Genomic DNA, 26,399 nt, shown 5'->3' with positions numbered 1-26,399 from the left:
CCTCCTATTCTTCAACCCACTTAATGATTTGCCCCTGTAGTTCGATAGCTGCTAACTCTGACTGAGCCACTAAAAAGAGGGTATCATCGTCAGCAATGACACTAAAAATCAAATGTTTGTACTCATCCAAAAGAATCTTCTTGATGAGGCGGCTTGTCCCAGGTTGAACAACGATATTCATTAAGGCATGTTGACGATCAACACGCAACAATCGACGAGTCACAACAGAGGTTCCACCCACTCGTCTAGGAGCAGTTGAGAGCCCATAAATGTAAGAACCGTCTTCCGTTGGTACCTTGGTAATACCAATTTCATTGATATCACGCGATACTGTCGCCTGAGTAGCCTTCAATCCCTCATTTTGGAGTAATTTTACCAATTCTCCCTGAGTCGTAATTTTATTTTCTTGGACAATCTTTCGGATTAACTCCAAACGATCATTCTTCTTCATTCTTTTTAAACTCCTTATGTGCTTGTGCTACAACTTCCTTAATAGAGGTTTGAGCATCATTTTGAGGAGAATTTGTCTTCTCCAAATGTGCGAGAAACTCAATGTTACCATGACCACCTTGGATAGGTGAAAAGTCCAGTCCCTTAACTGAAAAGCCATAGTCAAGCGCAAAGGCTGTTACTGTTTCTAACACTTTTTCATGGACACTGCTCTCACGAACAATCCCGTTTTTCCCAATTTGTTCACGGCCCGCCTCAAATTGCGGTTTCACAAGAGCAACAACTTGCCCTCCATCAACCAATATCTTAGCCAAGGCCGGCAGAATCAAATTTAGCGAGATGAAACTGACATCGATTGATGCAAAAGACGGTAGACCTTCTGTAAAATCAATAGGTTCAGCATAACGGAAATTATATTGCTCCATGGAACGAACACGCTCATCTTGACGTAATTTCCAAACCAACTGATTGGTGCCGACATCCACAGCATAAACCAGTTTGGCCCCATTTTGAAGCATAACATCGGTAAATCCACCTGTTGAAGCTCCAATATCGATGGTCGTCATGTCTTCAACTGACAGATTGAATACTTCCAAAGCTTTTTCAAGTTTGAGTCCTCCACGGCTCACATACTTGAGTTTTTCTCCTTTAAGCTTCAACTCTGTACCGTCATCAATTTTTTCACCGGGTTTATCGTAACGTTCACCATTGATAACATTAACAACTAAACCAGCCATAACGCCACGTTTAGCTTGTTCTCGTGTTTCAAAAAGGCCTTGTTTATAAGCCAAAACGTCTACTCTTTCCTTAGGCATGGAGTCGTAACCTTTCTATGATTTCTATAATACTGTCTTTCTTAAAACCTTGAGTCTCAGCTAGATTTTGGAAAATAGCCTCCGCTTTATTAAGTGATTTCTCGAGGATAGCATGTGATTTTTCCAGACCAAGAAGAGCCGGATAAGTTGATTTTCCAGCAACTACATCTTTTCCAGGTGTCTTCCCAAGTTCTTCGAAATCAGCAGTCACATCCAAAATATCATCACGTACTTGAAAGGCAAGACCAATCAGGCGACCAGCTTCTTGAAGATTTTCCAAGACCTGTTGATCTTTTTGAGCAACAATACCTGCCGCCACAAAAGGAAAGGTTAAAAGCTTACCTGTCTTATGCTCATGAACCTTAGCCAGTTGCGATAAATCAAGTTCCTGACCTTCACCCTTCATATCCAGCATCTGACCACCTACCATACCGAAGGTGCCTGAAGAATGAGACAATGCTTGAATCAATTGAACTCGAATTTCTGCGGATAGGTCTGTTTGAGCCAGGAGGTCAAATGGATCCAAAAAGAGAGAGTCTCCAGCCAAGATTGCCGTTGCTTCATCAAATTTCTTATGGTTGGTTAAACGTCCTCGACGGTAATCATCATCATCCATGGCCGGCAAATCGTCGTGAATAAGACTTCCAGTATGAATCATTTCAAGACTTGCTGCGACATCGAAATGACTAGGAGTAAGCTCTAAACCAAAACCTTCAAGTAAATTTAAGAAAATCAGTGGACGAATACGCTTGCCTCCACTATCAACTGAATAAAGGATGGCAGTGATTAAATCACTTGATACAGGAAGATTCTTTTTTTGGTAATAATCACGGATAGCCGCATCAATTTTATTTAACTTGCTCATTAGGCATCCATTTCCGTTTCTGTACCATCTGCTTGCATGACCTTAACTAGTGTTTTTTCAGCATCTTCCAAGGTCTTCTGCAAATCTTTAGACAAGGCCATACCTTTTTGGAACTCAGCAATAGCATCCTCAAGAGCAACATCACCTGTTTCGAGCTTAGTGACGATAGCTTCTAAGTCCTGTAAATTTTCCTCAAATGTTTTTTTAGTTGACATTTTTCACCTCTACTTCTAGTTCTCCATCTCTCATTTGGACGGTTAATTGATCACCTTCGGTAATATTCTTCGTACTTGTTAAAGGTTTATCATCTTTCTTGACAATGGCATAGCCCCTTGCAACAATACGGCTAGTATCTAGAGACAATAAGGCATCCTGTGCCTTTTCTAACCTCACACGGTTACCATTAATGGTGTTCCTAGTTGTAGTCACCAATAAACGTTGCAAAGACTCTCGACGGTCTTGGTAGTTCTGAACACTAGTTAGAAGATTTAAGCCTTGTAATCGTTGTCTCAAAAGTTCCGCTTCTTTTTGTTTGCGTGCGAAATCTTGACTCATAAAGGTTTCAAGCCTTGTTGTTAGTCGATCCAACTTTTGTAGATAACCATCGTAAAGGCGTTCAGGTTGTCTAAAGACAACAGATTGTGACAATTTGGCCAAGCGTTCCTGATTATATTGTATACGTCTCAAACAGGCTTGATAGGCTCTATTTTGTCTTTCACGAATCCAAACCAAGGTATCAGCCTTTGATACCGGAGTAGCAAGTTCTGCCGCTGCGGTAGGCGTAGCAGCTCTACGATCTGCAACAAAGTCAGCCAAAGTCGTATCTGTTTCGTGGCCAACGCTTGAAATCACAGGGAGACGACTCTCAAAAATCGACTGAACTACAATTTCCTCGTTAAAAGCCCAGAGGTCTTCAATAGAACCTCCACCACGACCAACGATAAGTAAATCTAGGTCATCCCTTTGATTGGCTTTTTGGATATTTTCAGCAATTTCCTGTGCAGCTCCTTCACCTTGAACCTTGGTAGGAAAAAGTAAGATTTCTACCCCAGGAAAACGACGACTAACGGTCGTAATAATATCTCGAATAACCGCACCACTAGGACTCGTGACAACCCCAATTTTTTTGACAAAATTAGGCAGAGCTTGCTTATGACGATCATCAAAGTAGCCTTCTGCAGTCAATTTTTTACGAAGCTGCTCAAACTGGATGGCCAAAGCCCCAATACCATCAGGCTCAGCCTTCTCGATAATAATGGAATAAGAACCACTAGGCTCATAAATCTGGACCCGACCAACGACATTGATCTTCATCCCTTCTTCGAGTTCAAAACCAAGCTTTTTGAAAACTCCAGCCCAAATCGTCGCCTGAATAACAGCACCTTCATCCTTTAGCGAGAAATATTGGTGACTCGGACGTCGACGAAAATTGGAAACCTGCCCCGTCAAATATACCCTCTCTAGATAAGGATCACGGTCAAATTTCATTTTCAAATATTTGGTTAAGGATGTGACCGATAAATAGTCTGACACGACAACTCTCCTTTATTTAAGCTATCCTTGAAAAACTGAAGACATTAAAAAAGTTCTGCAGAACTATCATCCCCAAATCTTCTCAGTCGGCTTTTTAATTGTATACACGATTACTTAAAATTATACCAAAAAAGACTGTCAAAAGACAGTCTCAACCACCATTGTCAGGTGTTTTATATAGTTTCATTAATCGGTTGTATATTTTTTTGAAACGACGTCCCAAGAATCACTTGAACCGTCAATACCACCATAGGCTTCGAGTTGTCCCTTCTTATCTACACGGAAAAGAAGAACATCATTACCATAGGCATCATAAAGTTGAGCGTATACCAATTCATCGTCATCATCGGTCCATGAATAGACATTCCAACCTAAATTTTTATAATTTTCTCCAGTTGACCCTTGTTCTTTAGCATAGGTAGAAACAACCCAGTCTTCTAACTGTTGGTCAGACAAAGATGAGGTATCAACTTGAGAGGATTGGTTATCAGATGATGCTGCAGCTGCTTCCTTGCTTTTAGCCAACTGACCGTTTTTCCATGGATTTGTTACACTCTCTTTTTGGTTATTACTATACCACATCAAGGTAACCACAGGAATAACCACTGCAAGTACTGCAACAACTCCAATTACCCATCTAATGATATTAGGATCTTTGAGTTTATCAAAACTCGAAACTTTTCTTCCCTTTGTAGTTTCATTTTTACGACGTCTAAATTCGCTCACAGCTTTTTCCTCTTTTTCTTGAAAGTAGTCCCTTTTTTTCTTTTCCTCTTGTTCCAAGAGTTTTTGCACTTCCCTACGACCCTGCGGATCACTCGTTTGAGCCAATGAAATCTGCAACTGAAAAATACGATTATCCAAAGCTTGCTCATATTCTTTGGCTGCTTCTCTATCACCATTATCAGCTAAGGCTCTCAGATACTCTTCATTACTGAATTCAGCCATTCACTATATCGCTCCTGCTTCTAAATCGTTTCTTCTATTTTCTTAAAGCCTGAGACTTTTGTCAAGTTACTAGTTTGTAACAAATTCTTACAGCTGTAAAAAGCTGAAGAAAGTCACATTCTCCAGCTTATTTCTTGGTTGTTTCTTTATAATACTTACAATAACTTTGAAGAGGACATGTCTGGCATTTAGGATTCTTAGCTAAGCAATGATAACGCCCAAAGAAAATCATACGGTGATGACTGATAATCCAATCCCTCTTTGGGATTTTCTTCATCAGTTCCGCTTCGATTTCCTCTACACTAGCATCCTCTGGCACGATATTTAGCCTTTTAGATACACGTGAGACATGCGTATCTACAGCAATAGAAGGAATGCCATAGACTTCAGCCAATACTACGTTAGCTGTTTTTCGTCCCACACCAGGTAGACTTTCCAATTCCTTATGCGTTTTCGGAACCTGTCCATCAAAATTCATTAAAACAGCTCTAGCAGTCTTGATGATGTTCTTTGCTTTATTTTTGTAAAGACCAATCGTTCTCAAACACATCTCAACGTCATCGAGATTAGCAGAAGCTAAATCCTCAATTTCTGGATAACGCGCCCACAAGTCTGGTGTAATTTTGTTAACAGCTTTATCAGTTGTCTGGGCTGATAAAATAACAGCAACTAACAGTTGGAAAGGAGTTTCCCACTCCAACTCTCCATGAGCATTGGGAAACATCTCCCCCATGAGAGCTAGAGCCTCATTAACACGTTTTCTTCCTAACATTATTGGCCACCCCATAATTGACGGGCTGCATCCATACCTGTTTTGAAGTCATCCGAAACTTGGTGATGGTGCTTCTTACCTTGATGCTCCAAACGTCGCTCTTCAACTTGAATTTTCGTCGTAATACCACTCAATTTCCAGTTACGCAGAACCCCTTTGATGTAATTCCAATTTGTCTTGCGGTTAAATACTGCTTCTTTCAAAGCCTCACGGATAAGTTCGGGATCAGTATGTTCTTCTTGAATTTCCTTGTTTAAATCTTCGATAACCATAGGATTCAAGATTCCCAAAGCTTGTTCTAACTCATCTGTTAATTGCTTGATGAGCTGTGTATTTGTTGGCTGACCTACTACAGGCCCCGTCGTTGTCTTTTCATTGCTCACTAACTTATCCAAAACTGCCAAGGCAGGTGAAGCATCTACAACCATCTCAATTTCATTATTAACCTTGATAGTCGTGAAATCAAGGAGCCCAGCCTCAGTCAATGTCGTAATACTTTTATTAACCTCTGTTGGTGTCTTTCCAGTTGCTTGCGCTATCTGACTAGAAGCCACTTCTCCAATCTGAGTTGTCGTTTGTAGATAGAGAAATTGCCAAACCAGAAAGTCATCCGCAGATGGAAAAATATCCTTAAAGTGGAAAAATAAAGCATTAGGAAGGACCAGATTGCCTGATCGATACTGTTCAAAAAAACTCATATTTACCTTTCAGAGTAGCTAGACACCCCAAAAAGTCTTTATGCGCTCACATAAATCTTTTGAGACTGTCTACTACAAATAACCGTAGAATGAAAAATCGTCTTCCAACTCTTCTAAACGATAAGGTGTTTCTTGATATACCGCATAATTAATCCAATTGCTAAAGAATGCAGATGCCGCAAGGTTCCAACGCAGTTTAGGCTCCTGACTTGGATCATCGTCTGGGAAATAGTTTGCTGGTACGTCTGGATTAATCCCTGCATCCAAATCTCTTCGATATTCTCTGGCAAGAGTATCACGGTCATATTCAAAATGACCGAAACTATATACTTCACGAAGATTCTTACTTGCTAAGATGGATAAACCGACCTCTGGTCCTGACACAACAATATCTAAATCCGTCTTGTTTTTAATATCCTCGAGCGTAACCTCAGTATAGCGAGAGTGTGGTGACACAAAGCTATCATCAAAGCCATTCATAAGGAAGTTTTCAGGCATGTCAACCGTTTGTTTATAGATACCAGATAGTTTCTCTGACAATGGGACCTTGTCGACTCCATGCTTATAATAGAGACCTGCTTGAGCTCCCCAACACAGATGAAGGGTTGAATAGACATGCTTTTTAGACCAGTCAAAAACCTGTGTCAATTCTTGCCAATAATCAACTTCTTCAAAAGGCATTTGCTCAACAGGAGCTCCTGTTACGATGAGACCATCATAATACTTATGCTTAATTTCATTAAAAGTCTTATAAAAAGTTTCCATATGTTCGGCATGGGTATTTTTTGACTTATGACTAGCCATATAAAGAAACTCGACGTTAATTTGAAGTGGCGTATTGGCCAAAAGACGTAGCAATTGAGTTTCCGTAACTTCTTTAGTAGGCATAAGATTAAGGATTAAGACCTCCATTGGTCGAATATCCTGACTACTAGCTCTGTTCTCATCCATGATGAAGACATTTTCCGAACGCAATACATCAAGAGCTGGTAACTTATTATCAAGTTTTATAGGCATAACAATATCTCCATCCTTATTTATTCTATCTTCATATTATAAACCGGGGAGGTATTGTTATCAAATATATATTTTCTCTAGTTAGCTATAGCTTTAAACTATATTTAGAGAGCACCTTTGCTTTAAAAGAGTTAAAAAGGCCCTAAGGCCTTTTGTTAGTTCATAGATAGATTTATCCTGGGAAGTTCATCAATACTTTAGTATCGTAACCTTCGATAGCTTCACGTCCATTAAGACCATCAAGCTCAATCAAGAAGGCACAACCAGCAACGACACCACCTAGGCGCTCAATCATTTCAATTGTAGCTTTGACGGTACCACCAGTTGCCAAAAGGTCATCAACGATAAGTACACGTTGGCCTGGCTTGATTGCATCGGCATGCATACAAAGTGTATCAACACCATACTCTTTTTCGTAATCGGCTGAAATCACTTCACGTGGCAATTTACCAGGTTTACGAACAGGAGCAAAACCAATACCAAGTTCAAAAGCAACTGGACAACCAACGATGAAACCACGCGCTTCAGGACCAACAATCATGTCAATCTTCTTATCAGTCGCATACTGAACGATTTCACGGATAGCATAGCTATAAGCATTTCCATCAGCCATCAAAGGACTAATATCACGGAAAGTAACCCCTTCTTTAGGGTAGTTTTCAATAGATGCAATATAATCTTCTAATTTCATTTGTTCTTCCTATAGGCTTTTCGCCAAAAAAATATTTACATACCATTATAGCATGAAATATTAAATTTAGAAAATGCTAACCCTCATTTCGAGACGAATCCTTTGGATTCAGACTCCCCTACTTATAAAGCCAGTCATAAATTTCCTGTGGTGTTCCCAAAGCCATAAGTTCTTGGAACTTAACGAGTCGTTTCAGATCTTGGAAAATCTGACTGTCCTCAATCTCACGTTTTTCAGCTTCTTTATTGACTGTCATAACACCATTATCAATAGTCACAAAATCCAATTCATCAAAGATTTGAATCATCTTAATCAGGAGAATCTTGTCGATTTTAAGGTAATGACTGAGTTCATCCAGTTTATAGCGGACATCGAATTCTGGGAATTGATAAATGGTTTTATAGAGCCTTGCAAATTGCTCTCTTGTTCCATAACCTGTCAGATAATAGGCTTCCTTAATGCTATTTTTAAAATAGATAGCCTGAAAATCTTTACCTTCAAACCACTCTTTTAATTCTGTCGCTGATTCAGGTAGGGTGTTGAGGACAACCGCAGGCTCTGTGTCTGCTGCTTCTTCTACCGATGGTAGACCTTCAGGCAGTGACATGTTTTTTGATCGAAAATCAAATAATTGAACACCATCCACACGCGCATCTTCTAGCATGAGCTGTAGCGTTGTCTGTCCATTCCAAACATTAACAGACAAGGTCACTGCCAATTCCAAACCTTGAGCTTGTTGAAATTCTTGAAGCAGATTACCTTTATTAAAAGCGACAACGTCAAAGCTATCCTTGCCTTGCTTCACCTTAAACTTAAGATGGGCTCCGTTTTGTCCCATAGTCCTAGCTTGAGTAACGGTAATATCATGTAGCCAAAAGACTGGCTTTTTATTGTCCATACCAAAAGGTGCTAATTTTTCAAGGCTCTTGATGGTATCCAAGCTAAGCTCACTGAGCTGGAGCTCCTCGTCTAAATTTAACGTATTTTTGGCACTCGTATCAATGTCATTATCGTAGACATAATGACACAAAATCTCTGATAGTCGTCCAAGATTTTCTTCAGGAAGGGTCATCCCCGCCGCTCCAGCATGTCCTCCAAAAGCAGTAAAGATGTCTCGGTGGTCATCAAGGGCATGGAAGATATTGATAGATTCCAAACTACGAGCGGAACCCTTAGCCAAGCCATCTTCAATATTCAAAACCACTACTGTCTGACTGATTTGTTCCATGATACGCCCCGCCACAATACCTAGAACGCCAGGATGCCAGCCTTCCTTGGCCAGAACCTGAACAGGTTTGTCCGGGTCTACCATGGTTATGGCTTCATCAAAGATGTTTTGAACAACTTCCTTACGTTCTTCATTTTTAGCATTGATTTCCAGAGCAATGGCTTGGGCTTCTTCATCGTCAAATCCGGTCAGCAGTTCAATGGCTGGATTTGGATCATCTAAGCGCCCCAAGGCATTGAGTTGAGGGGCCAGTTTAAATCCTACCGTTTCTTCAGAAATCGTTGTTGGGTCTACATCTGAAATACGGAGTAACTCTTGCAGTCCAATACGCTCAGTAGTCTTTAGAATTTCCAGGCCGACCTTGACCATAATACGATTTTCATCCGTTAGGCTAACCATATCGGCAATGGTACCAATGGCTACCAAGTCCAACATCTCAGTAGGAATAGTTTCAAGGAGGGCAGTTGCCAATTTGAAAGCTACACCACAACCTGCCAAATACTTAAAAGGATAATCGGTATCTGGATGCTCTGGATGGACAATGGCATAGGCATCTGGAAGCTGTGCCGGCATACTGTGATGGTCTGTAACGATAACGTCCACACCTTGCTCTTGCGCATAAGCGATAGCCTCATTACCCGCTACTCCATTATCCACTGTAACAATGAGTGAAATGCCTTCCTGTTCAATGAAGTACTTGTAGACACTTTCGTTTGGCCCATAACCATCTGTAAACCGGTTAGGCAAATAGACTCTAGCTTCAGCCCCCATCATTTCAAGGGCTTCCTTGACAATCGATGCTGACGTCATTCCATCCGCATCATAGTCTCCATAGACTAAGATTTGCTCATAATTTTCAATGGCCTGACGAATTCTAGCCACTGCCTTATCCATATCATGAAGAAGATAAGGATCATGAAGGTGTGATAAATCAGCCTTTAGAAAGTCTTCAAGAGTATCTTCTGTCGTAATGCCACGTTCATAGGCAATCTTGGCTGCTGTTTCTGCCAACCCACGTTCTTTGGCAAGTTTAAAAAAGCCAGCATCTGGCTCTTTTGTGTTTATTTTCCAATCATACGTTGATGTAATCATGTTACTTATATTTTCTCCCTGTCATCTAGTCTATCTATTATAACATGAAAAAATTTATCATAGTGGATAGAAAGCTAAGTTTCCTAAAAAGAGAATGTCAAACATCGTAAGTTGCTTAGACTTGTGGTACATTTCCAATCAAGACCTGCTTTTCTAGACAAAATAATAGTCTGGATATTGCTCCCTTTTTGACTTGTGTTTTCTCAGATATTCCTTTCTCCTCTTTACGTTAACTAACTCTATTCTACTATCATTTTCAAGTAATATTAGAAAAAACAAGAAAAAGATTCCCTATTTGGAAATCCTCTACATCAATATTTATAAATCATCCCTGTACAAGCTTGCTCTGAAAGTTCGACAAAGCCCAAGGACTGGTAAAAGTCTAAATTTTTCTCGCTACGTTCAGTGACAAGGAGCCGTTGATAGACATGGGGGAACGTCTCTAAAGCCTTTTCTAAGAGTTTTTTTCCGATGCCTTGGCGCTGGTAATCTGGTCCCACCAAGAGGTCTTGCACCAAAAGGACAGAGTGACCATCTCCTACCAAGCGAATGTAGGCTACCAGCTCTTTCTCATCATAGACTGCCAGCTGCCAGAGACTGGCTTTGACAGCTTTTTCCAACATGGTTGGATTGTTAGTATAATTGGTCCAGCCGACTGAACTGTACAGTGCGAGTAGGTCTGTCATCGCTGGAATCTCTTTTTTATAATTTAACATCTTAACTCCTCTCCAAACTTCCGACTAGTTGCTAATAGGGGTTGTCCTGAGCCCGTAAACCTACCATTTCCTCATTGGGTTCCACAGCTAGGACTCTATTTTCTTACGCTAGGTGGTTGGACACAAGGCCAAAGCCACTGCCAAAATCAAGCACTCGCTTTCCCTTGATGTCCTTTAATTGCTCAAAAAGGATATCATAATAGATTTGCCCCCAGGGTTGCTGGAGATTTTCTAAATAGGCTTGAATATTAGCCGCCATCTGGCATCCCCTTATTTGTAGTTAAACACATTGGTAGCTAGTTTGTCCGAGATTCGTGGAAATAGTGTGTAGCCTTTGTGGGCAACTGATAAGAGTCGTGGTAGATTAACTTCACGTTTATTTTTGCCCAGAATACGGACAATCTTTTTAGCCACGTATTTAGGACTGAGGACAAACTTTTTAACACTCTCAAGATAGTCTCCAGAGGGATCAGCTTGATCAAAGAAACCTGTCTCAATTGGACCAGGATTGACCGTTGTCACATAGACTCCTTTATCAGCCAGCTCTAGACGCAGGGCATCTGAAAAACCAATTACCGCAAACTTTGTCGCTGCATAAACACTTGAATTGGCTGTCGCAATTTTTCCCGCCATACTAGCAATATTAACGATATGCCCATTGCCCTGTTTCACCATTGTCTCAGCCATCAGACGTGAAAAGGTCAACGTTGCAAAGGTATTGATGTCAAACATGTCACGGACTTCTTGGCTAGTGTAGTTATTATAAGACTTGAATTCACCGTAACCAGCATTATTGATAAAGACATCAATACGTCCAAATCGTTGATAGAGATAATCGACCATCTCTTTAATGGCCTTGTCGTCTCTTAGGTCAATGGCAAGGCAAGTTTTATTTTCCACATGGCGATAACATTTCTCAAGTTTATCCTTGTCTCTTCCTAAGAGGATAATGCCATCACTGGGTGAGAGCTGCTTGACAATTTCTTGTGCAAGCCCTCCTGAGGCACCAGTAATAGCGATAATACGTTGTTTAGCCATTAAATCTCTACCTCTTCTAGGTCACGAACGATGTGGGTGTTTTCGAAAATTGTTTTAGCATCTGCTGCCATCTTACCGATATCACGCCCTAAGAAACGTGCTGATACGTGATTTAGAAGAAGACGTTTAGCTGACGCATCTTTAGCGACCTGTGCTGCTTGCATGTTGGTTGAATGCCCATGGCTCTTGGCAATTTTTTCGTCACCTTTACCATAAGTAGACTCGTGCACCAAGACATCTGCTCCCAAGCCAAGACGAACACTGGCATTCGTCTTACGAGTGTCACCTAAGATAGTGATAACCTTACCTTTCTTAGGTGCGGAAATAAAGTCCTTGGCAATGATTTTTGTTCCATCTTCAAGGACCACATCTTGCCCATTCTTAATTTGACCAAAAAGCGGACCAAATGGTACACCTGCTGCTTTAAGGGCCTCAGCATCCAAGGTTCCTTCAAGATCCTTTTGAACCACACGGTAACCAATACAAAAAATGGTATGATCCAACTTATCTGCATAAACAGCGAACTTGTCATTTTCCATAACCAAGCCAAGCTTATGCTCATCAATTTCCTTAAAATGCACATGGTAAGGGAGGCGTGTTCCAGAGGTACGAAGACTAGTCATAACATATTGTTTAATGCCGACTGGACCATAAACCTCTAAATCTGTTTGTTCTTCACTCGATTGGAAAGAACGGCTAGCCAAGAAACCAGGTAGGCCAAAGATATGGTCTCCATGCATATGTGTGATAAAGATTTTTTTAACTTTACGAGGTTTGATTGTTGTTTCTAAAATCTGACGTTGGGTACCTTCTCCACAGTCAAACATCCAGACCTCATTGATTTCATCGAGTAACTTCAGAACCAGACTCGACACGTTACGGGCCTTGGAGGGCTGCCCGGCACCCGTCCCTAAAAATTGTAATTCCATGACTTCCTATACTTTCTATCTATCGTTCTTCTTATTTCTGGACAATATAAGCCAGGCATTCACGCTGAGCAAATCCGTAATAAACGGTTTGCCCTTTATATTGAGACAAAAGTTCCACTAATTCATCTTGATTGAAGCTAGCCAACTTAATGACATTCCCCTTCAACTTAGTTACACGACTAAGTAACTGTGTCTCAGGTGTTAACTCTTCCAATACTTCTTCGTCAAAATCAACCTTGGCCATCTTAATTTGAGTGCCTTCAAGATAAACCTTATACTGCGGAAAAACTTGAGCAAGCTCAAACAAAATACTAGCCGTTGGAACCTCTAAATGCTCGGCAAAGACTAAGGCCACCTCATCAGCATTTTCATAGCAAAATCCATAAGATTTTCCTGACAGATTGAGACGAATAAAAGGCTTGTGCTCATCAAAAGATGGTTCAGGGTTAAAGAGGTTCAACTCCTTTGAAAGGTCCAAATAGTAATCCGTCGCTGCTTCAGGAGATTGTTTTTGGTAAATCTCTGCAAAATAAGCATTAATCACGCTTGGTGGTGGCGTAATGAAAGCCAATTTTTGACTGTCCGAAAGGTCTGACAAGGTATTTTCCAAATAGACCTTATCTAAACTTGTAAAACCACCATATTTTAAAGCTAAATCCATATAATCAGTCATAAAATTCTTCCAATTTCCATTTATTTTTCGGTGAAATATAACCTGTAATTTCTTCCACTTCTGTCTCAAAAGTGTAGCTATCTAGCAAGGCTAATTGACTCAACTGATAAAGTTTATAAGCTTGATCCTGATGGACCTTAATACTAAAGGGTTCAAAAATCTGTTGAATTTCATCAATCAAGAGTCTTCTGAGTGCCTCACGACTTCCCTTGTCACGTGCTGAGAGACGAACATTTGGAAAGACTGTTGCTACTAGGTTATCAGCTACATCCATCTTATTGTAAATTGCTAGGCGAGGAATATCAGTCATGTCTAAGTCTTTGAGAATGTCTAAGACCACCTTTTCATGCTCTTCGTGATTAGGATCACTCGCATCAATAACATGCAAAAGAAGATCCACATTACGACTTTCTTCAAGTGTTGACTTAAAGGCAGCAACCAATTCTGTTGGCAAGTCCTGGATAAAACCAACCGTATCTGTCAAGGTCACTTGAAACTGATCCTTTAAGTAAAATTTCTTAGTCGTTGCATCCAAGGTCGCGAAAAGTTCATTAGCCTCATATTGCTTATCATCCGTCATAAGGTTCATGATTGTTGATTTCCCAGCATTGGTATAACCAATCAAACCAATTTTAAAGGCACTTGAATCAACACGCTTTTCGCGAATGGTTTCTCGGTTCTTCTCAACAACCTTTAACTGGCGTTCAATATCAGCAATCTGGTTACGAATCGAACGACGATTAAGCTCCAACTGACTTTCACCAGGTCCACGGCTACCAATGCCCCCTGCTTGACGGCTGAGCATAATCCCTTGACCAGCTAAACGGGGCAACATGTATTTTAGTTGAGCTAGGTGAACCTGAAGTTTCCCTTCATGGCTTCTAGCTCTCATGGCAAAGATATCCAAAATTAATTGCATACGATCAATAACTTTTACGCCAAATGCCGCCTCAAGATTGGTATTTTGACGAGGCGTTAAACGGTTATTGACAATGACCGTAGTAATCTCATCCGCATCCACCATAGCCTTGATTTCTTCTAATTTTCCTGAACCTACGAAAGACTTACTATCATAGCGTTCACGTTTTTGGGTATAGCTAGCTACAACCTCTGCTCCTGCAGTTTTGGCAAGACTGGCAAGTTCCTCCATTGACATGTCAAAATGCTCTGTTTCTTGCAATTCAACACCTACTAAAATAGCACGTTCTTGCTGTTTGGCTGTCTCTATCATAGCAAACCCCTTTTCAAAATAGTCAACTTCTATTATACCACAGGCAGGGGCAAAGAAAAGGTCACAGGCCTTAATTTTTTTCAAAGAAAAACAAGTTGGATTAACCAACTTGCTTTCTCTTAATGTTTACGTGTCGGTTTCTTTTTCGAACCCTTACGACGCTTGCCTTGATGAATGCTTGGCGTATTTTGAGAAATGGTTTGACGCATTTTCTCAGTGGCCTTATCAACCTTATCTTTAGCCTTGCCCAATTCTTGAGTGGCCATAGTAACACTCTTCGAAGACTTGTTTTTCTTAGACTTACTCTTAGAAATAGGTTTCACTTGACTAGTTCCAGACGTACGCATACGTCGAGACATAGCCAAGAGAATTTTATTTTCCTCGTTGAGGTTAGTCTGATAAGCCATTGAAAGCACCAATCCAACACCAATCAAGTTAGAGATGAGCGATGATCCCCCTTGAGAAATAAAGGGCAAAGGAATACCTGTCAAAGGAAGAATCCCAACTGCTGCCCCAATATTTTCAAAAATATGGAAGACAATCATCATGATAAAGCCTGTCGAAATAAAGGTATAGAAACGGTTGTTAGATTTGAACGTCACTCGCAGCATGCGGTAAATGAGGAAGAGATAGGTTAGAAGAACCAATCCACCACCTACCAAACCAAAATCTTCCGCAATGACTGTGAAAATCATATCACTCTCACGAACCGGTACGTTCAACTCCAGATGATTAAAGCCTTTACCATAGATTCCTCCAGTACCAATCGAAATCATCCCTTGTGTCTGTTGAAAGGCGATACCATCTGCATAAGTGAAAGGATCCAACCAAGCTGAGATACGGTTAATCTGGTAGGTTTGCACCCCCATCTTGAGCATGGCTTCCTTACCCCAATCTGTGGTAAATACCATCACAAACAAGGCTAATCCTGTTGCAAAAGCTAGAACTACCGGTAAGATAATACGCCAGGATATCCCCGAAACCACTACTATACCGGCTAAGATAGCCAGAAAGACTAAGGCAGTCCCCATATCTCCTTGAAGAACCAGTAAACCTAACACAGGGAGTGTGACTGCAACATATTGGAAGAGCAATAACCAGTCATCCTGAAGGTTGGTCACTTCCTTACCTTGCTTAGCCCAAACACCTATTCTCGATAGAAAAAGGATGTAGGATATCTTCATGAATTCAGATGGTTGGAAAAGGGTGACTGATCCAATGCTTACCCAGTTTTTAGCTCCCGTCGAGGCTACCAAAGCAGGGGAATAGAAAACGAGAGGTAGAACCATAAGCCCCAGACCGAAAATATAGAGCCAGGGGGTTACCTTCCAAAGAAACTCTGTATTAAATAACATGACAACAAAAGCAAGTACTGAACCTAGAAAAATCCATAGTACTTGCTGAGACATGACTTGCACAAGATTCTTTGGGTAATCAAAATTTGTCGCGATAAATATCGAAACCAGACCAACCAGTAGCAATATGAGAACTGGCAGGAGAATCGAGTAATCTATCCGACTTTCAATAGTATTTTTTGACTTAGCCATGTGTACTCCAAAATAAAGATTTAGCAAGAGTTATTATACCACTTTTTTGGCCAGACAAATGACCTGAATGTATAAAAAAGAGACAATTTTTTTAACGAAAAAAGCAACCACAAAAGTGATTGACTTCTTTCATTCATTAATCTTAATTTGACACGTATCCTTTTCCTTGAGCGTTGAAGTATACCCATTGCCCTGAAGGAATTTTAACCCAACGATTAATAACCTTTTCCCCTGTATGAACATCATAGTAAGAGATTGAGCCATCAGGATTCGTAGCAGTTGCCCCCTTCACTTGCTTACCAGTTTGGTCAAAGTAAAGGTTTTGGCCGTTGATCGTCTGTTCGCCAACAACAAGTTCACCCTTGGCATCAGCATAATACCAGTTGTTGTCTCCAGTAGTGAAGAAGGTTGATACTAACTTATTACCAGTAGCTCCATGGTAGTATGAACGACTGCCATTCGCATTTGTTGCAAAGTCACCTTTAACCTGTTTACCATCAGTAGCAAAGAAGAGTTTTTGACCGTTGATAACTTGGGCTCCTGTAACGACATTACCCTTATCATCAGCATAATACCATCTATCATGACCGGTAGTAAAGAAGGTTGATACCAATTTATCACCAGTATTCCAATGGTAGAATGAACGACTACCGTCAGTGTTCGTTACGAATCCACCCTTAACTTGACGACCATTTGCATCAAAGTAGAGATGTTGACCATTGATGACCTGAGCACCTGTGACATTACGTCCATGTGAATCTGCATAGAACCAGTTGTTGTCCCCAGTAGTATAGAAGCCTGGTGTATGTGCCTTAGTCACAACACCCTTAGCATCGATATTAAAGGTTTGACCATTAACTACTAGTGATGTATCCACAAGTTTCACACCTGTAATGGCATCGTAGTATGAAGTGGTTCCATCAGGATTGTTCACGAACTCACCTTTAACTTGTTTACCTGACTCATCAAAGTAGAGCTCGTCACCATTGATGGTTTGCGCACCACGAAGAACATCACCTTCGTTATTTGCATAGTATGTAGCATCACCAACTTGGAAGAAGCGGTTCTTAACTTGAACACCTTTTTCATTGAAGTAAAGGTTTTGTTTACCTACCTTAGTAAATCCAGTGGCAACATAGCCCTTATCATTAGCGTAGTACCAGTTACCATCTTGTTCAAAGAAGCCTAAGTACTTACGTTCACCTGAATCACCACAGAAGAACATCAAATGGCCGTCTTTTGTAGGAATGAAGATGCCTTTAGCTTGGTAACCATTGTCATAGAAGTATTTTTCCTTACCTTCTACTTCAGTCAAACCAGTAGCCATGATGCCACCCTTGAAGAAGTATTGGTAGAATTTCTCTTCCTTACCACTATCATCTTTAACAGTAACTTCTTTCCAACCAGTTTGAGTCGTCAATTTACCGGACTTACCATAAACCATTGATTGACCTTTGGCATTTTTAATAACACCATCAGTAAACATAACCCCATTTGGCAAGAAGAAATAGTTTGAACCGTTGATAGCTTGTTCACCAGTTACAAGGTAACCCTTATCGTTAAAGTAGTACTGTTTGCCATTATATGTCACAAATTGACTCTTAGCTTGAGTACCAGATGTTGTGTAATAAGTTACCCCTGTACCATCATAAGCAAATCCAGTTTTAGCTTTTGTATCACCAGTCAAGGCTGCTGGAAGGAAGGTACCTTTATCGTTAACGGTAAAGTACAATTTACCATCGCTGAGAACGTAGTCTGAACCACGTTTTTGGATATTTGTACCGTTAAAGTACTTAGCTTCCCATTGTTTAATCTTGACAGATGGATCAATTGTCTTACCTGACGCTTCCATAACTTCTTTGAAGATTTCTGGATAAAGTTTTTGAAGTTTGTCGAGGAAGGCACCACCATACTGTGCTTGGAAATCATTTCCTGATGACTTAGTATTTGTCACATAGAGTTTATTAACCAAGCTAGTATCATCAAGCACCTTACCATGTGTATCTGTACGAGTAGCTGTCACTACTTCTTTACCTGGGAGAGTATACAACTGGTCTGGAACCCAGTCAGCAATGACTTGAATACCTTGTTTGTGAAGAGCCTTGAGGGCATCACGAAGGTCTTCTTTTGAACCGTATTTATTATTTTTGCTCATGGCAAAGTCATAACGGTCTGTGAAGGCATAACCATTTTCAATAATAGAATCAAGGAAAGTTCCATCCTTAGATGAGACATATTGAGGTGCAATTTCAAATGAAGTAATGCCCCATGACTTGAAGAGGTCTGCATTAGCTGCAATCAATTTATTAGTGTATTGGCTATCTTCTTTAACAAAGTCTTGGAAGTTTGAGAAACCTTCGTAAATCACTTGTGCTTCAAGGGCTGCAGAAGAGCTATAAACCTTATCCCCTTCTTTGAAGGCTTTTGTTGATGGTTTAGCAAGAACGTTTTGATCTTCAGTCGCACCTACTGGTACCCAAACTGAAAGGTAACCACTCATATCAACAGTCTTAAAGCCTTTGATTTCATCAGCTGTGAAGACAAGATTTCCTTGTGCATCTGTATATTTAACAACCTTAGTATCTGAATCATTCAATGATGACACGATACCTTTATCCGTACCAAGCAAGAGTGGACGGTAGGCTTGGTTCTTGTGGGCTGCACCCATGTTGACAGTAATCGTTTCACCATCTGCTAATTTCAAATCTGGGTTATTAGCAATAAGGGTCAACATACCTGAATTGCGACCGTATTTTCCACCTTCTGTATCTGTCTTAGACATCAAATCTTGACCATAACGGACAGAGACAAGAACTTCATTATTGTCTTTAGCAGATGACACCCCATCTCCAGCAAGGTTGTGGATATAAGATGTTTGTCCACCAGCTACATACTTAGGACGTGCTTTAAGAAGAGTTGTGATTTGATCAAAGTATGGTGATTTCTTAGCCATGTATTGACCATTATCAGTATACAAATCTCCATAATAAACACGTGTTGCCGCACCCATTGTTTGAAGCATCAAAGCATAGGCTGCAGGAATATTCGAATGCGTATATTCCTTATCAACTTTCAACATATCAGCATTATAAATATCGAAAGCTTGTTTCAATTGATCTAATGTGAAAGTGAAGCCATCTGTTGTAGGATCAATTTTTTTGCTGATAATGTCTGCGATAACTGTTTGAACTTCTGAGTCGTGTGCACGAACAAAGAGGTAGGTTGCAAAACCAAGTTGATCATATGATGTGACTTCTGCACGGTTTGAGAGACCGAAATAACCACCGTTAATAAGGTCTTTCATTGAAGCATTACGTGCACCAGTACCCTTATTAGTTACTGGACGAGTCAATCCATGAACAATAGACAAACGAAGACCATTGTCCATAGAAAGGGCAGCTGTGTTGTGCTCATTCACATAATATGGGTCATTTTGTGACCAAGCTTCAAGAATTGAGATATTAGCAAGGGCACGTGCTTCAGACTCATTAACCTTGTAGGCTGCCTTCATGTATGAAGACACCAATTGAAGCATATCGATGCTGACATTGTCCACGGCATCAACACGGATACCATCAAAGTGAGCATCTTTGTCCTTGTCACCAAAGACGATTTGTCCCCAGTTCATGAAGTAATACAATTGGTTAAGCATTTCAGCTTGCACAATTGGGTTTGAGTTATCGATATCGCTTGAAAGCAAGAACTCATAACCAGCATCACTACCACTCTTGATCTTATCGTTTGCCAAACGACTTGTTGCCGTTTGGTCAAGTTTACGGTAGTCTGAGTTAGCCCACTTCGTTAAATCACTATTAACAAAGAGGAGAGCCCCTTTTTGGAAGTGTTCTTTACCTGGAGATTCAGAGTTAATGTTCCATTTATCTTGGTCTTTAACAAAGGCCTCGATTGACTGACGCAACCAGTCTGTTGACTTATTAGCAGCAATCTTAACCTCAATCTTACGTTGAATGATTTGAGCAGCGGCATTCAAGCTAGCTTGAGAATTTTCAATCGTAAAGACATCTTTTGTTTCTTCACCATTGCTAAGAGCCTTAGTCATGTAGTTCAAGTAAGCTACTTGAGTATCCTTATCAGGCCACCAAGACATCAAAAGTGGGCGAAAATCTTTTTCAGTTGACGCTTTCCAAGTTGTTCCTGCTTCAAGGATTTCTTTTGGACGGTACCAACTATCAGCTGTCAAATAACCATCAACAAGTTCAAAGCTTGCTTTTGTTGAATCGTAAGCAGCATTGTTTTTAGTAAAATCAGTGACAAGATTTGTTGTTTCTTGTGTGAATGAATAAGTTGATGTGCTTGAAAGGACACCATTCTCATCAAAATAAAGGAGCTGACCATTTACAGTAATGGCAAAGTTTTTCTTATGTGACCCATCTTCAAGAAGATAGTAATATTTACCATCTTTTTCTTTTTTAATATTATCGAGTGAGACTGCGGCCTTAATCTCAGCTTCAGAAAGTTCCTTAGACTTCTCAGTCGTTGGAGCAGCAACTCCAGCATTAGTTGCTACATCAGTTGTTGTAGCTGTTTCTGGTTTAGCTACTACTTCTGGCTTAGCAGTCGTTTCAGGTTTAGCTTCAGTATCTACTGTTGCAGCTCTATCACTAGTTGCTCCTGAATTTGGTTGAACTGTCGTTTCAGCTGGTTTATCAGCAGTAACTGCTGCTCGGTCTGTTGTTGTGGCATTTGAAGTATTTGCCACTTCAGTTGTTGTCCCTACCTCTTTTTCAACCACAGGATTTGTATTCTCCCCGACTGTAGTTGTTGAAGGTGATCCATTAGTATTATTTATTTCTTCTGCAGAGGCGAGTGAAGATGTGGCAACACTACCACCTACAATGGTAGCCAAAGCTGCTGAAGCGACAGCCAAAGTAACCCACTGCTTCTTCACTTTATGCAGTTTATAGCGTACTTTATTTTCCATATTCAATTTTTCCCCAATATATTTTTTGTCTTAAAATCTACACCTTAAAGACTTACTTATTATATCATTTTTCACTATCAAAAAAACTTAATACAACTTATTTTAATGACTTTTTTACCATCTTAACATTAAATTAAAAATCCGTCATGTAAGCGACTTGAAAGGGTATTTTTCAAAAAGAACTTTTTCTCAGAAAATATAAAAAAGAGAACCGAAGTTCTCCTTTTCATGTCTATTAGTTTAGCACTCTAGGTGGGTAAGCAAGACCATTCTTATCAAAGTAAACGTAAACTCCTGGCTGGATTTCTACCCATGTGCTGACAGCTCTCTTACCACTATCACCATAGTAATAGCTGATTCGACCATTGCCAGCACTTACTGTTTGCCCTTTTACTTGTTTACCATCTTTAGCAAAGTAATAAGTATCGTCACCAATTTTAACTTCACCAGTCACTGACTTACCATTAGCACCGATATAGTACCAATTGTTGTCTCCTGTTGTGAAGAACTCATTAGTCAAGCGCTCACCTGTTGCAGAATTATACTTACTATAAGTACCGTCTGCATTCTTAACAACACCACCCTTAACTTGGCTTCCGTCTGCATTAAAGTAGAGGTGTTGTCCATTGATAACTTGAGCACCTGTAACAGTCTTACCATTAGCGCCTGCATAGTACCAAACATTGCCATCAGTTGTGAAGAATTCGTTAGTCACTAGCTCTCCAGAACCTTCTTTGTACTTGCTATAAGTACCATCTGCATTCTTAACAACGCCGCCTTTAACTTGACTTCCATCTTCATTAAAGTAAAGTTTTTGGCCGTTAATCACTTGGGCACCTGTAGCAGCAACACCGTTTGCATCAAAGTGGTACCACTTACCATCGATATTTCTCCAAGTATTCTTGATAGCATTACCAGTGTGTGCGTCAAAGTAATAAGTTTTACCTTTAAAGGTTACTAACTTATCTTTAGCTTGGAAACCGTCTTCTCCAAAGTATTGTGTGAAGCCATCAATAACCGTAACACCTTTGGCCATGACACCTTCATTAGTGAAGTAACGGAATTTCACAACCTTAGACTCTTTACCGTCTTTAGTTTCAGTAACATCAAATTTAGTGTAACCACCCTTGTACATTTGACCTTTAGAGTTATAAAGGTAGGTATTACCATTAGCATCAACATAGTAGGCATTACTCAACATGATACCGTTTGGCAAGAAACGATAAACGTCTTTACCATTTGGTGAGTATTCACCGTTTGTAATCATGTGACCACGAGCATCGAAGTAATAGGTGTTACCATTGAAGGTTACAAAGGCAGATTTAGCTTGAGTACCACTTGTACCGAAGTAAGTGATTCCCTTACCATCACTTGAGAATCCAGTAACAACCTTTTCTTTACCTGTCAATTGAAGAGGAATGAAGTTACCATCTTTAGTGACTGTGAAGTATTTACCAGTTGCTTCATCGCTAAGTACATAGCCAACACCACGTTCAAGAACGTTTGTTCCGTTGAAGTATTCAGCCTTCCATTGTTTCAATTTAACAGAATCATCAATTGGTTTACCAGTTGAGATCATGTTAACCTTGAACATTTCAGGGTATTTAGCTTTAAGCTCAGCCAAGAATTCACCACCGTATTTAGCTTGGTAATCTTTACCTGATGACTTAGTATTAGCTACATAAAGCGAGTGATCAATGATAGCATCCGCAATCTTACGTCCAGCACCATCAGTACGAGTCGCTGTTACGACTTCCTTACCTGGCAATTGGTAAATTTGGTCTGGAACCCAGTCAGCGATTGCTTGGATACCAGCTTTGTGAAGTGCCTTAAGAGCATCACGAAGGTCTTCTTTAGAACCGTATTTATTGTTCTTACTCATAGCAAGGTCATAACGGTCCGCAAAGGCATAACCATTTTGGATAACTGAGTCAAGGAAAGTACCATCATCAGCAGATACAAATTGAGGTGCCATTTCAAATGATGTTACGCCCCATGACTTGAACAAATCAACATTTTCAGCAATCTTACGGTTAGTATAAACTGAAGGATCTGAACCATCTGGGATAGTTTGGAAGTTAGAGAATCCTTCGTAGATCAATTGTGAATCATAAGCTTCAGTCGCTTTAAGAGTCAACTCTCCTTCTTTTTTAGCTTCTGTTGAAGGCGCTACTCGGATATCTTGATCATCTGAAGCTCCAACTGGAACCCAAACTGCTACGAAACCAGACATATCAAATGTTTCATAACCCTTAATGTCATTAGCACCGAAAGTCAAGACACCGTTGCTGTCTGTTTCTTTCACATAACCTGCTGCGATTGCATCTGCATCAGATGTAAAGTTCTTGATACCATCAGCTGTACCAACAATCAAAGCACGGTATTTTTGGTTGGCATGGATTTTACCCATTTCAACATTAAGTTTAGCTGATTGATCCAAAGTCAATTTTGGATTGTTAGCTACAAGTGTTACCTGACCAGATGTACGGCTGTATTTAGAACCTTCTGTATCATCAGCTGTCATGATGTCTTTACCATAACGTACTGAAGCATAGACTTCATTTGTACGGTAGAGTTCAACATCTGAATTGTCCATCTTACCATCAGTTGGCAACCAGTATGAACGTTGAGCTTGTCCACCAGATACATACTTGATACGATTCTTCATCAAGTTAACAATGGTATCGTAATATGGAGACTTAGTTTCCATGTAATTACCATTATCTGTATAAAGGTCTCCATAGTAGACACGAGTGATTGTTTCCATGTTTTGCAACATAACAGCGTATGCTGCTGGGATGTTGTTCAAGGTATATTTTTTGTCGCTGCTGAGCATGTCTTTGTTATAAATCTCAAAGGCTTTCTTCATTTCAGCATCAGTGATTGTGAAACCATCTGATTTTGGATTGATTTCTTTCTTGATGATTTCAGCAATAATATCTTGAACGTTGTTATCATGGGCACGGATAAAGACGTAGTTTCCTGACGCATCTCCGTATTTCTCGTTGTATTTACCGATTGTAGACTGTTTAACTGTTCCGTCTTCGTTATAGGCCTTGCTTCCATCTTTGTTAATCCAATCAGTCTTTTCATCACGTTGTGTCGTGTTGAAAGTATTGTTATACAAAGGACTTACAGCCGGTGTACGTTCTTTGATTGGTTTAGCCAATGAGAAGAGGAGAGCCAAACGTTGTTTGTTTTCCATAGCAAGCGCAGCGCCATCTGTCTTGTCATTGTAGTGGTTGTCATTAAGACTCCATGCTTCAAGGACTGAGATGTGAGCAAGAGCGTTTGCTTCAGATTTGTTAACACCATAGTACTCACGGAAGTAGTTTGTGTAGAGTTGAAGCATGTCTGCATCGACATTATCTACCGCGTCGACACGGATACCATCGAAGTTAGCATCCTTGTCACCCATAACGATTGAACCCCAGTTCATAAGGTAGTGGATTTGGTTCAATTGTTCCGCTTGAACAACTGGGTTTGACAAATCTACGTCATTAGCTAGCAAGAAGTCGAAACCGCCCATGTGGTTTGGATCTGACTGCTCATCAAGAACTGACTTATCAATTGTACCCTTTTGATTAGTAGCCGTATGGTTCAAAAGACGATAGTTAGAGTTAGCCCATGGTGTACGTGAATCATTTACATAGAGAAGGGCACCACCTTGAAGGTGATCTTCGCCGCCACCTTTAGAGTAGTTTTCAGTTTCTTTGTTCCATTGTGGTTGTGTCTTAACAAAAGCAGAAATAGTTTCACGCAACCATTGTGTTGATTTTTCAGCCTGAATCTTTTGTTCAATCTTAACTTGGATATCCTTAGCAGCAACATTCAAAGTTTCTTGCTTATCTGTGCTAGTGTATTTAGCATCCAAGTTAAATACTTTAGACATGTAGTTCAAGTAGTTAACTTGTGTATCTACATTTGGCCACCAAGCCATCAAAAGTGGACGGAAATCTTCTGCAGTTGATGCTTGCCAAGTTACACCATCTTTGATGATAGAAGCTGGACGGTACCAGCTATCTGCAGTCAAATAACCATCAATCAATTCAAAGCTAGCTTCAGATGAATCGTAGGCACGGTTATTTATTGAGAAACCATCAACAATATTTGTTGTTCCTGGTGTGAAAGAGTATGTTGATGAGCTTGTAAGGGCACCATCTTTACCGAAGTAAAGCAATTGACCATTTACAGTAATGGCAAAGTTTTCTTTGTGTGAACCATCTTCATTAACATAGTAATATTTACCATCAATGTTTTTGATGTTTTTCAAGGAAAGCGCAGCTTCTACTTCTGAATCTTTCAAAGCAGCTTCTGGCGCTTTAACTTCTGTGTTTACAACTTCAGCCTTCACTGTTGCTGGTTGTTCTTCTGCTTTTTCAGTTGTAACAGCTGGTGCATCTGTTGTCACAACTGCTTCTTTATTTGGAACAGCTGCCACCGCTACATCAGAAGTTGTTGCTGTTGTAGCTGCTTCAGCTGTTGCTTGTGTGTTCGTTGTAGTTGCTGTTTCGACGGCATTTGTTTCTTTAGCAGGCGTTAAAACATCTGCTTCTTTTGTATTTGTACGTTTATCGACTTCTTTGGTTGCTTCTGTAGAAGTAACTAAATCGGCTGTTGTATCTAAATTTGGTTGAGTTACTATCTTATCTTGAGTTTCATCCGCTGAAACTGAAGATGTTGTTGCAGACAATCCTCCTACGACAGTAGCAAGTGCTGCAGAGGCAACTGCAATTGTGACCCATTGCTTCTTAACTTTATGAAGCTTATAGTGTACCTTATTTTCCATTATAATTTTCCCCGTGATTTTATTTGTCAAAATCAGACTGAAATCTATCCGATTTCAAACAATTACATTATATCATTATTTTCTAACTATTTCTCGAATTAATTGTTTTTTTATAAAATATATGTAACTTAATAGTAATATTAGGAAGGTTTTGTAACACACCTATTTCATAGGCTTTCAATTCTCATTTTCATATCATTTGATAAGTAAAACTATTTTCTATAAAAACCACTAAAACCCTTGATACAATGGCTTTTACAACGATTCTGACTCAAAATTGATATTTGTCAGATTTTTTTCTTTAAGGAGCAAAAAAAAGGCAAAATTTCTTTAAACGATTCTCGTTTTCAAGAAATTTCACCTATAAATTCATGTCAAATCATATCGTTTTTCACTTAATCTCTCAGATTAAGATTAGATTGATT

General features: G+C 39.9%; 18 protein-coding genes and 2 pseudogenes. All 20 read right to left on the bottom strand.

Annotated features, from left to right (window positions below):
• Positions 1-4 precede the first annotated feature (4 nt).
• A complete protein-coding gene (locus SSAL8618_RS04640) occupies positions 5-451 on the bottom strand; it encodes an arginine repressor (protein WP_002884132.1) in 447 nt (148 codons plus the stop codon).
• Positions 438-1,265 (bottom strand): TlyA family RNA methyltransferase, encoded by an 828-nt coding sequence (locus SSAL8618_RS04635; protein ID WP_038675829.1) that lies wholly within the window; start codon positions 1,263-1,265, stop codon positions 438-440. Before SSAL8618_RS04635 ends, SSAL8618_RS04640 begins: the two co-directional genes overlap by 14 nt.
• Positions 1,258-2,130, bottom strand: a complete 873-nt coding sequence (locus SSAL8618_RS04630; protein ID WP_037601093.1) for a polyprenyl synthetase family protein — start codon at positions 2,128-2,130, stop codon at positions 1,258-1,260. Before SSAL8618_RS04630 ends, SSAL8618_RS04635 begins: the two co-directional genes overlap by 8 nt.
• Positions 2,130-2,345, bottom strand: coding sequence for an exodeoxyribonuclease VII small subunit (locus SSAL8618_RS04625; protein WP_002884058.1), 216 nt, complete (start codon positions 2,343-2,345; stop codon positions 2,130-2,132). Before SSAL8618_RS04625 ends, SSAL8618_RS04630 begins: the two co-directional genes overlap by 1 nt.
• Positions 2,335-3,663, bottom strand: a complete 1,329-nt coding sequence (gene xseA, locus SSAL8618_RS04620; RefSeq protein ID WP_013990727.1) for an exodeoxyribonuclease VII large subunit — start codon at positions 3,661-3,663, stop codon at positions 2,335-2,337. The genes SSAL8618_RS04625 and xseA overlap by 11 nt, the downstream gene beginning before the upstream one ends.
• Positions 3,664-3,849: 186 nt before the next feature.
• Complete coding sequence (locus tag SSAL8618_RS04615) at positions 3,850-4,611, bottom strand: hypothetical protein (protein WP_002884107.1); 762 nt, start codon at positions 4,609-4,611, stop codon at positions 3,850-3,852.
• 127 nt (positions 4,612-4,738) lie between these two features.
• A complete protein-coding gene (gene nth / locus SSAL8618_RS04610) occupies positions 4,739-5,383 on the bottom strand; it encodes an endonuclease III (RefSeq protein ID WP_038675827.1) in 645 nt (214 codons plus the stop codon).
• Positions 5,383-6,081: a DnaD domain-containing protein gene (locus SSAL8618_RS04605; protein ID WP_004182658.1), complete on the bottom strand. Its 699-nt coding sequence runs from the start codon at positions 6,079-6,081 to the stop codon at positions 5,383-5,385. The genes nth and SSAL8618_RS04605 overlap by 1 nt, the downstream gene beginning before the upstream one ends.
• Before the next feature lie 72 nt (positions 6,082-6,153).
• Positions 6,154-7,098, bottom strand: a complete 945-nt coding sequence (gene metA, locus SSAL8618_RS04600) for a homoserine O-acetyltransferase MetA (protein ID WP_038675823.1) — start codon at positions 7,096-7,098, stop codon at positions 6,154-6,156.
• Positions 7,099-7,270: 172 nt separating this feature from the next.
• Positions 7,271-7,789: an adenine phosphoribosyltransferase gene (locus SSAL8618_RS04595; protein WP_004182660.1), complete on the bottom strand. Its 519-nt coding sequence runs from the start codon at positions 7,787-7,789 to the stop codon at positions 7,271-7,273.
• A 118-nt stretch (positions 7,790-7,907) separates the two neighbouring features.
• Complete coding sequence (gene recJ / locus SSAL8618_RS04590; RefSeq protein ID WP_037598870.1) at positions 7,908-10,109, bottom strand: single-stranded-DNA-specific exonuclease RecJ; 2,202 nt, start codon at positions 10,107-10,109, stop codon at positions 7,908-7,910.
• A gap of 311 nt (positions 10,110-10,420) precedes the next feature.
• A complete protein-coding gene (locus tag SSAL8618_RS04585; RefSeq protein ID WP_038675821.1) occupies positions 10,421-10,825 on the bottom strand; it encodes a GNAT family N-acetyltransferase in 405 nt (134 codons plus the stop codon).
• 34 nt (positions 10,826-10,859) lie between these two features.
• Positions 10,860-11,084: pseudogene (locus tag SSAL8618_RS04580) on the bottom strand (class I SAM-dependent methyltransferase); the annotation flags it as partial.
• 11 nt (positions 11,085-11,095) lie between these two features.
• Positions 11,096-11,863 carry an SDR family NAD(P)-dependent oxidoreductase gene (locus SSAL8618_RS04575; RefSeq protein WP_013990734.1) on the bottom strand — a complete coding sequence of 256 codons (768 nt, stop codon included), beginning with the start codon at positions 11,861-11,863 and terminating at the stop codon, positions 11,096-11,098.
• The gene (gene rnz / locus SSAL8618_RS04570; RefSeq protein WP_002884122.1) at positions 11,863-12,792 is read right to left on the bottom strand and encodes a ribonuclease Z; all 930 of its coding nucleotides are present in this window, start codon (positions 12,790-12,792) and stop codon (positions 11,863-11,865) included. Before rnz ends, SSAL8618_RS04575 begins: the two co-directional genes overlap by 1 nt.
• 31 nt (positions 12,793-12,823) lie before the next feature.
• Positions 12,824-13,465 (bottom strand): cystathionine beta-lyase, encoded by a 642-nt coding sequence (locus SSAL8618_RS04565; RefSeq protein WP_037598872.1) that lies wholly within the window; start codon positions 13,463-13,465, stop codon positions 12,824-12,826.
• The gene (gene hflX / locus SSAL8618_RS04560; protein WP_038677002.1) at positions 13,458-14,696 is read right to left on the bottom strand and encodes a GTPase HflX; all 1,239 of its coding nucleotides are present in this window, start codon (positions 14,694-14,696) and stop codon (positions 13,458-13,460) included. Before hflX ends, SSAL8618_RS04565 begins: the two co-directional genes overlap by 8 nt.
• Before the next feature lie 377 nt (positions 14,697-15,073).
• Positions 15,074-16,243: pseudogene (locus tag SSAL8618_RS04555) on the bottom strand (FtsW/RodA/SpoVE family cell cycle protein); the annotation flags it as partial.
• 142 nt (positions 16,244-16,385) lie between these two features.
• A complete protein-coding gene (locus tag SSAL8618_RS04550) occupies positions 16,386-21,185 on the bottom strand; it encodes a glycoside hydrolase family 70 protein (RefSeq protein ID WP_038675816.1) in 4,800 nt (1,599 codons plus the stop codon).
• Positions 21,186-21,420: 235 nt separating this feature from the next.
• Positions 21,421-25,974, bottom strand: a complete 4,554-nt coding sequence (locus SSAL8618_RS04545; RefSeq protein WP_038675814.1) for a glycoside hydrolase family 70 protein — start codon at positions 25,972-25,974, stop codon at positions 21,421-21,423.
• Positions 25,975-26,399: the final 425 nt, after the last annotated feature.

This window comes from Streptococcus salivarius (assembly GCF_000785515.1).
GTDB classification, from domain to species: domain Bacteria; phylum Bacillota; class Bacilli; order Lactobacillales; family Streptococcaceae; genus Streptococcus; species Streptococcus salivarius.
This window is presented reverse-complemented; position numbering and strand designations above follow the sequence as displayed.

What these genes read in the sequence shown, in the direction of transcription:
- SSAL8618_RS04640 (WP_002884132.1), bottom strand. Translation starts at nt 451, where the DNA reads ATGAAGAAGAATGATCGTTTGGAGTTAATCCGAAAGATTGTCCAAGAA.
- SSAL8618_RS04635 (WP_038675829.1), bottom strand. Translation starts at nt 1,265, where the DNA reads ATGCCTAAGGAAAGAGTAGACGTTTTGGCTTATAAACAAGGCCTTTTT.
- SSAL8618_RS04630 (WP_037601093.1), bottom strand. Translation starts at nt 2,130, where the DNA reads ATGAGCAAGTTAAATAAAATTGATGCGGCTATCCGTGATTATTACCAA.
- SSAL8618_RS04625 (WP_002884058.1), bottom strand. Translation starts at nt 2,345, where the DNA reads ATGTCAACTAAAAAAACATTTGAGGAAAATTTACAGGACTTAGAAGCT.
- SSAL8618_RS04615 (WP_002884107.1), bottom strand. Translation starts at nt 4,611, where the DNA reads ATGGCTGAATTCAGTAATGAAGAGTATCTGAGAGCCTTAGCTGATAAT.
- nth (WP_038675827.1), bottom strand. Translation starts at nt 5,383, where the DNA reads ATGTTAGGAAGAAAACGTGTTAATGAGGCTCTAGCTCTCATGGGGGAG.
- SSAL8618_RS04605 (WP_004182658.1), bottom strand. Translation starts at nt 6,081, where the DNA reads ATGAGTTTTTTTGAACAGTATCGATCAGGCAATCTGGTCCTTCCTAAT.
- metA (WP_038675823.1), bottom strand. Translation starts at nt 7,098, where the DNA reads ATGCCTATAAAACTTGATAATAAGTTACCAGCTCTTGATGTATTGCGT.
- SSAL8618_RS04595 (WP_004182660.1), bottom strand. Translation starts at nt 7,789, where the DNA reads ATGAAATTAGAAGATTATATTGCATCTATTGAAAACTACCCTAAAGAA.
- recJ (WP_037598870.1), bottom strand. Translation starts at nt 10,109, where the DNA reads ATGATTACATCAACGTATGATTGGAAAATAAACACAAAAGAGCCAGAT.
- SSAL8618_RS04585 (WP_038675821.1), bottom strand. Translation starts at nt 10,825, where the DNA reads ATGTTAAATTATAAAAAAGAGATTCCAGCGATGACAGACCTACTCGCA.
- SSAL8618_RS04575 (WP_013990734.1), bottom strand. Translation starts at nt 11,863, where the DNA reads ATGGCTAAACAACGTATTATCGCTATTACTGGTGCCTCAGGAGGGCTT.
- rnz (WP_002884122.1), bottom strand. Translation starts at nt 12,792, where the DNA reads ATGGAATTACAATTTTTAGGGACGGGTGCCGGGCAGCCCTCCAAGGCC.
- SSAL8618_RS04565 (WP_037598872.1), bottom strand. Translation starts at nt 13,465, where the DNA reads ATGACTGATTATATGGATTTAGCTTTAAAATATGGTGGTTTTACAAGT.
- hflX (WP_038677002.1), bottom strand. Translation starts at nt 14,696, where the DNA reads ATGATAGAGACAGCCAAACAGCAAGAACGTGCTATTTTAGTAGGTGTT.
- SSAL8618_RS04550 (WP_038675816.1), bottom strand. Translation starts at nt 21,185, where the DNA reads ATGGAAAATAAAGTACGCTATAAACTGCATAAAGTGAAGAAGCAGTGG.
- SSAL8618_RS04545 (WP_038675814.1), bottom strand. Translation starts at nt 25,974, where the DNA reads ATGGAAAATAAGGTACACTATAAGCTTCATAAAGTTAAGAAGCAATGG.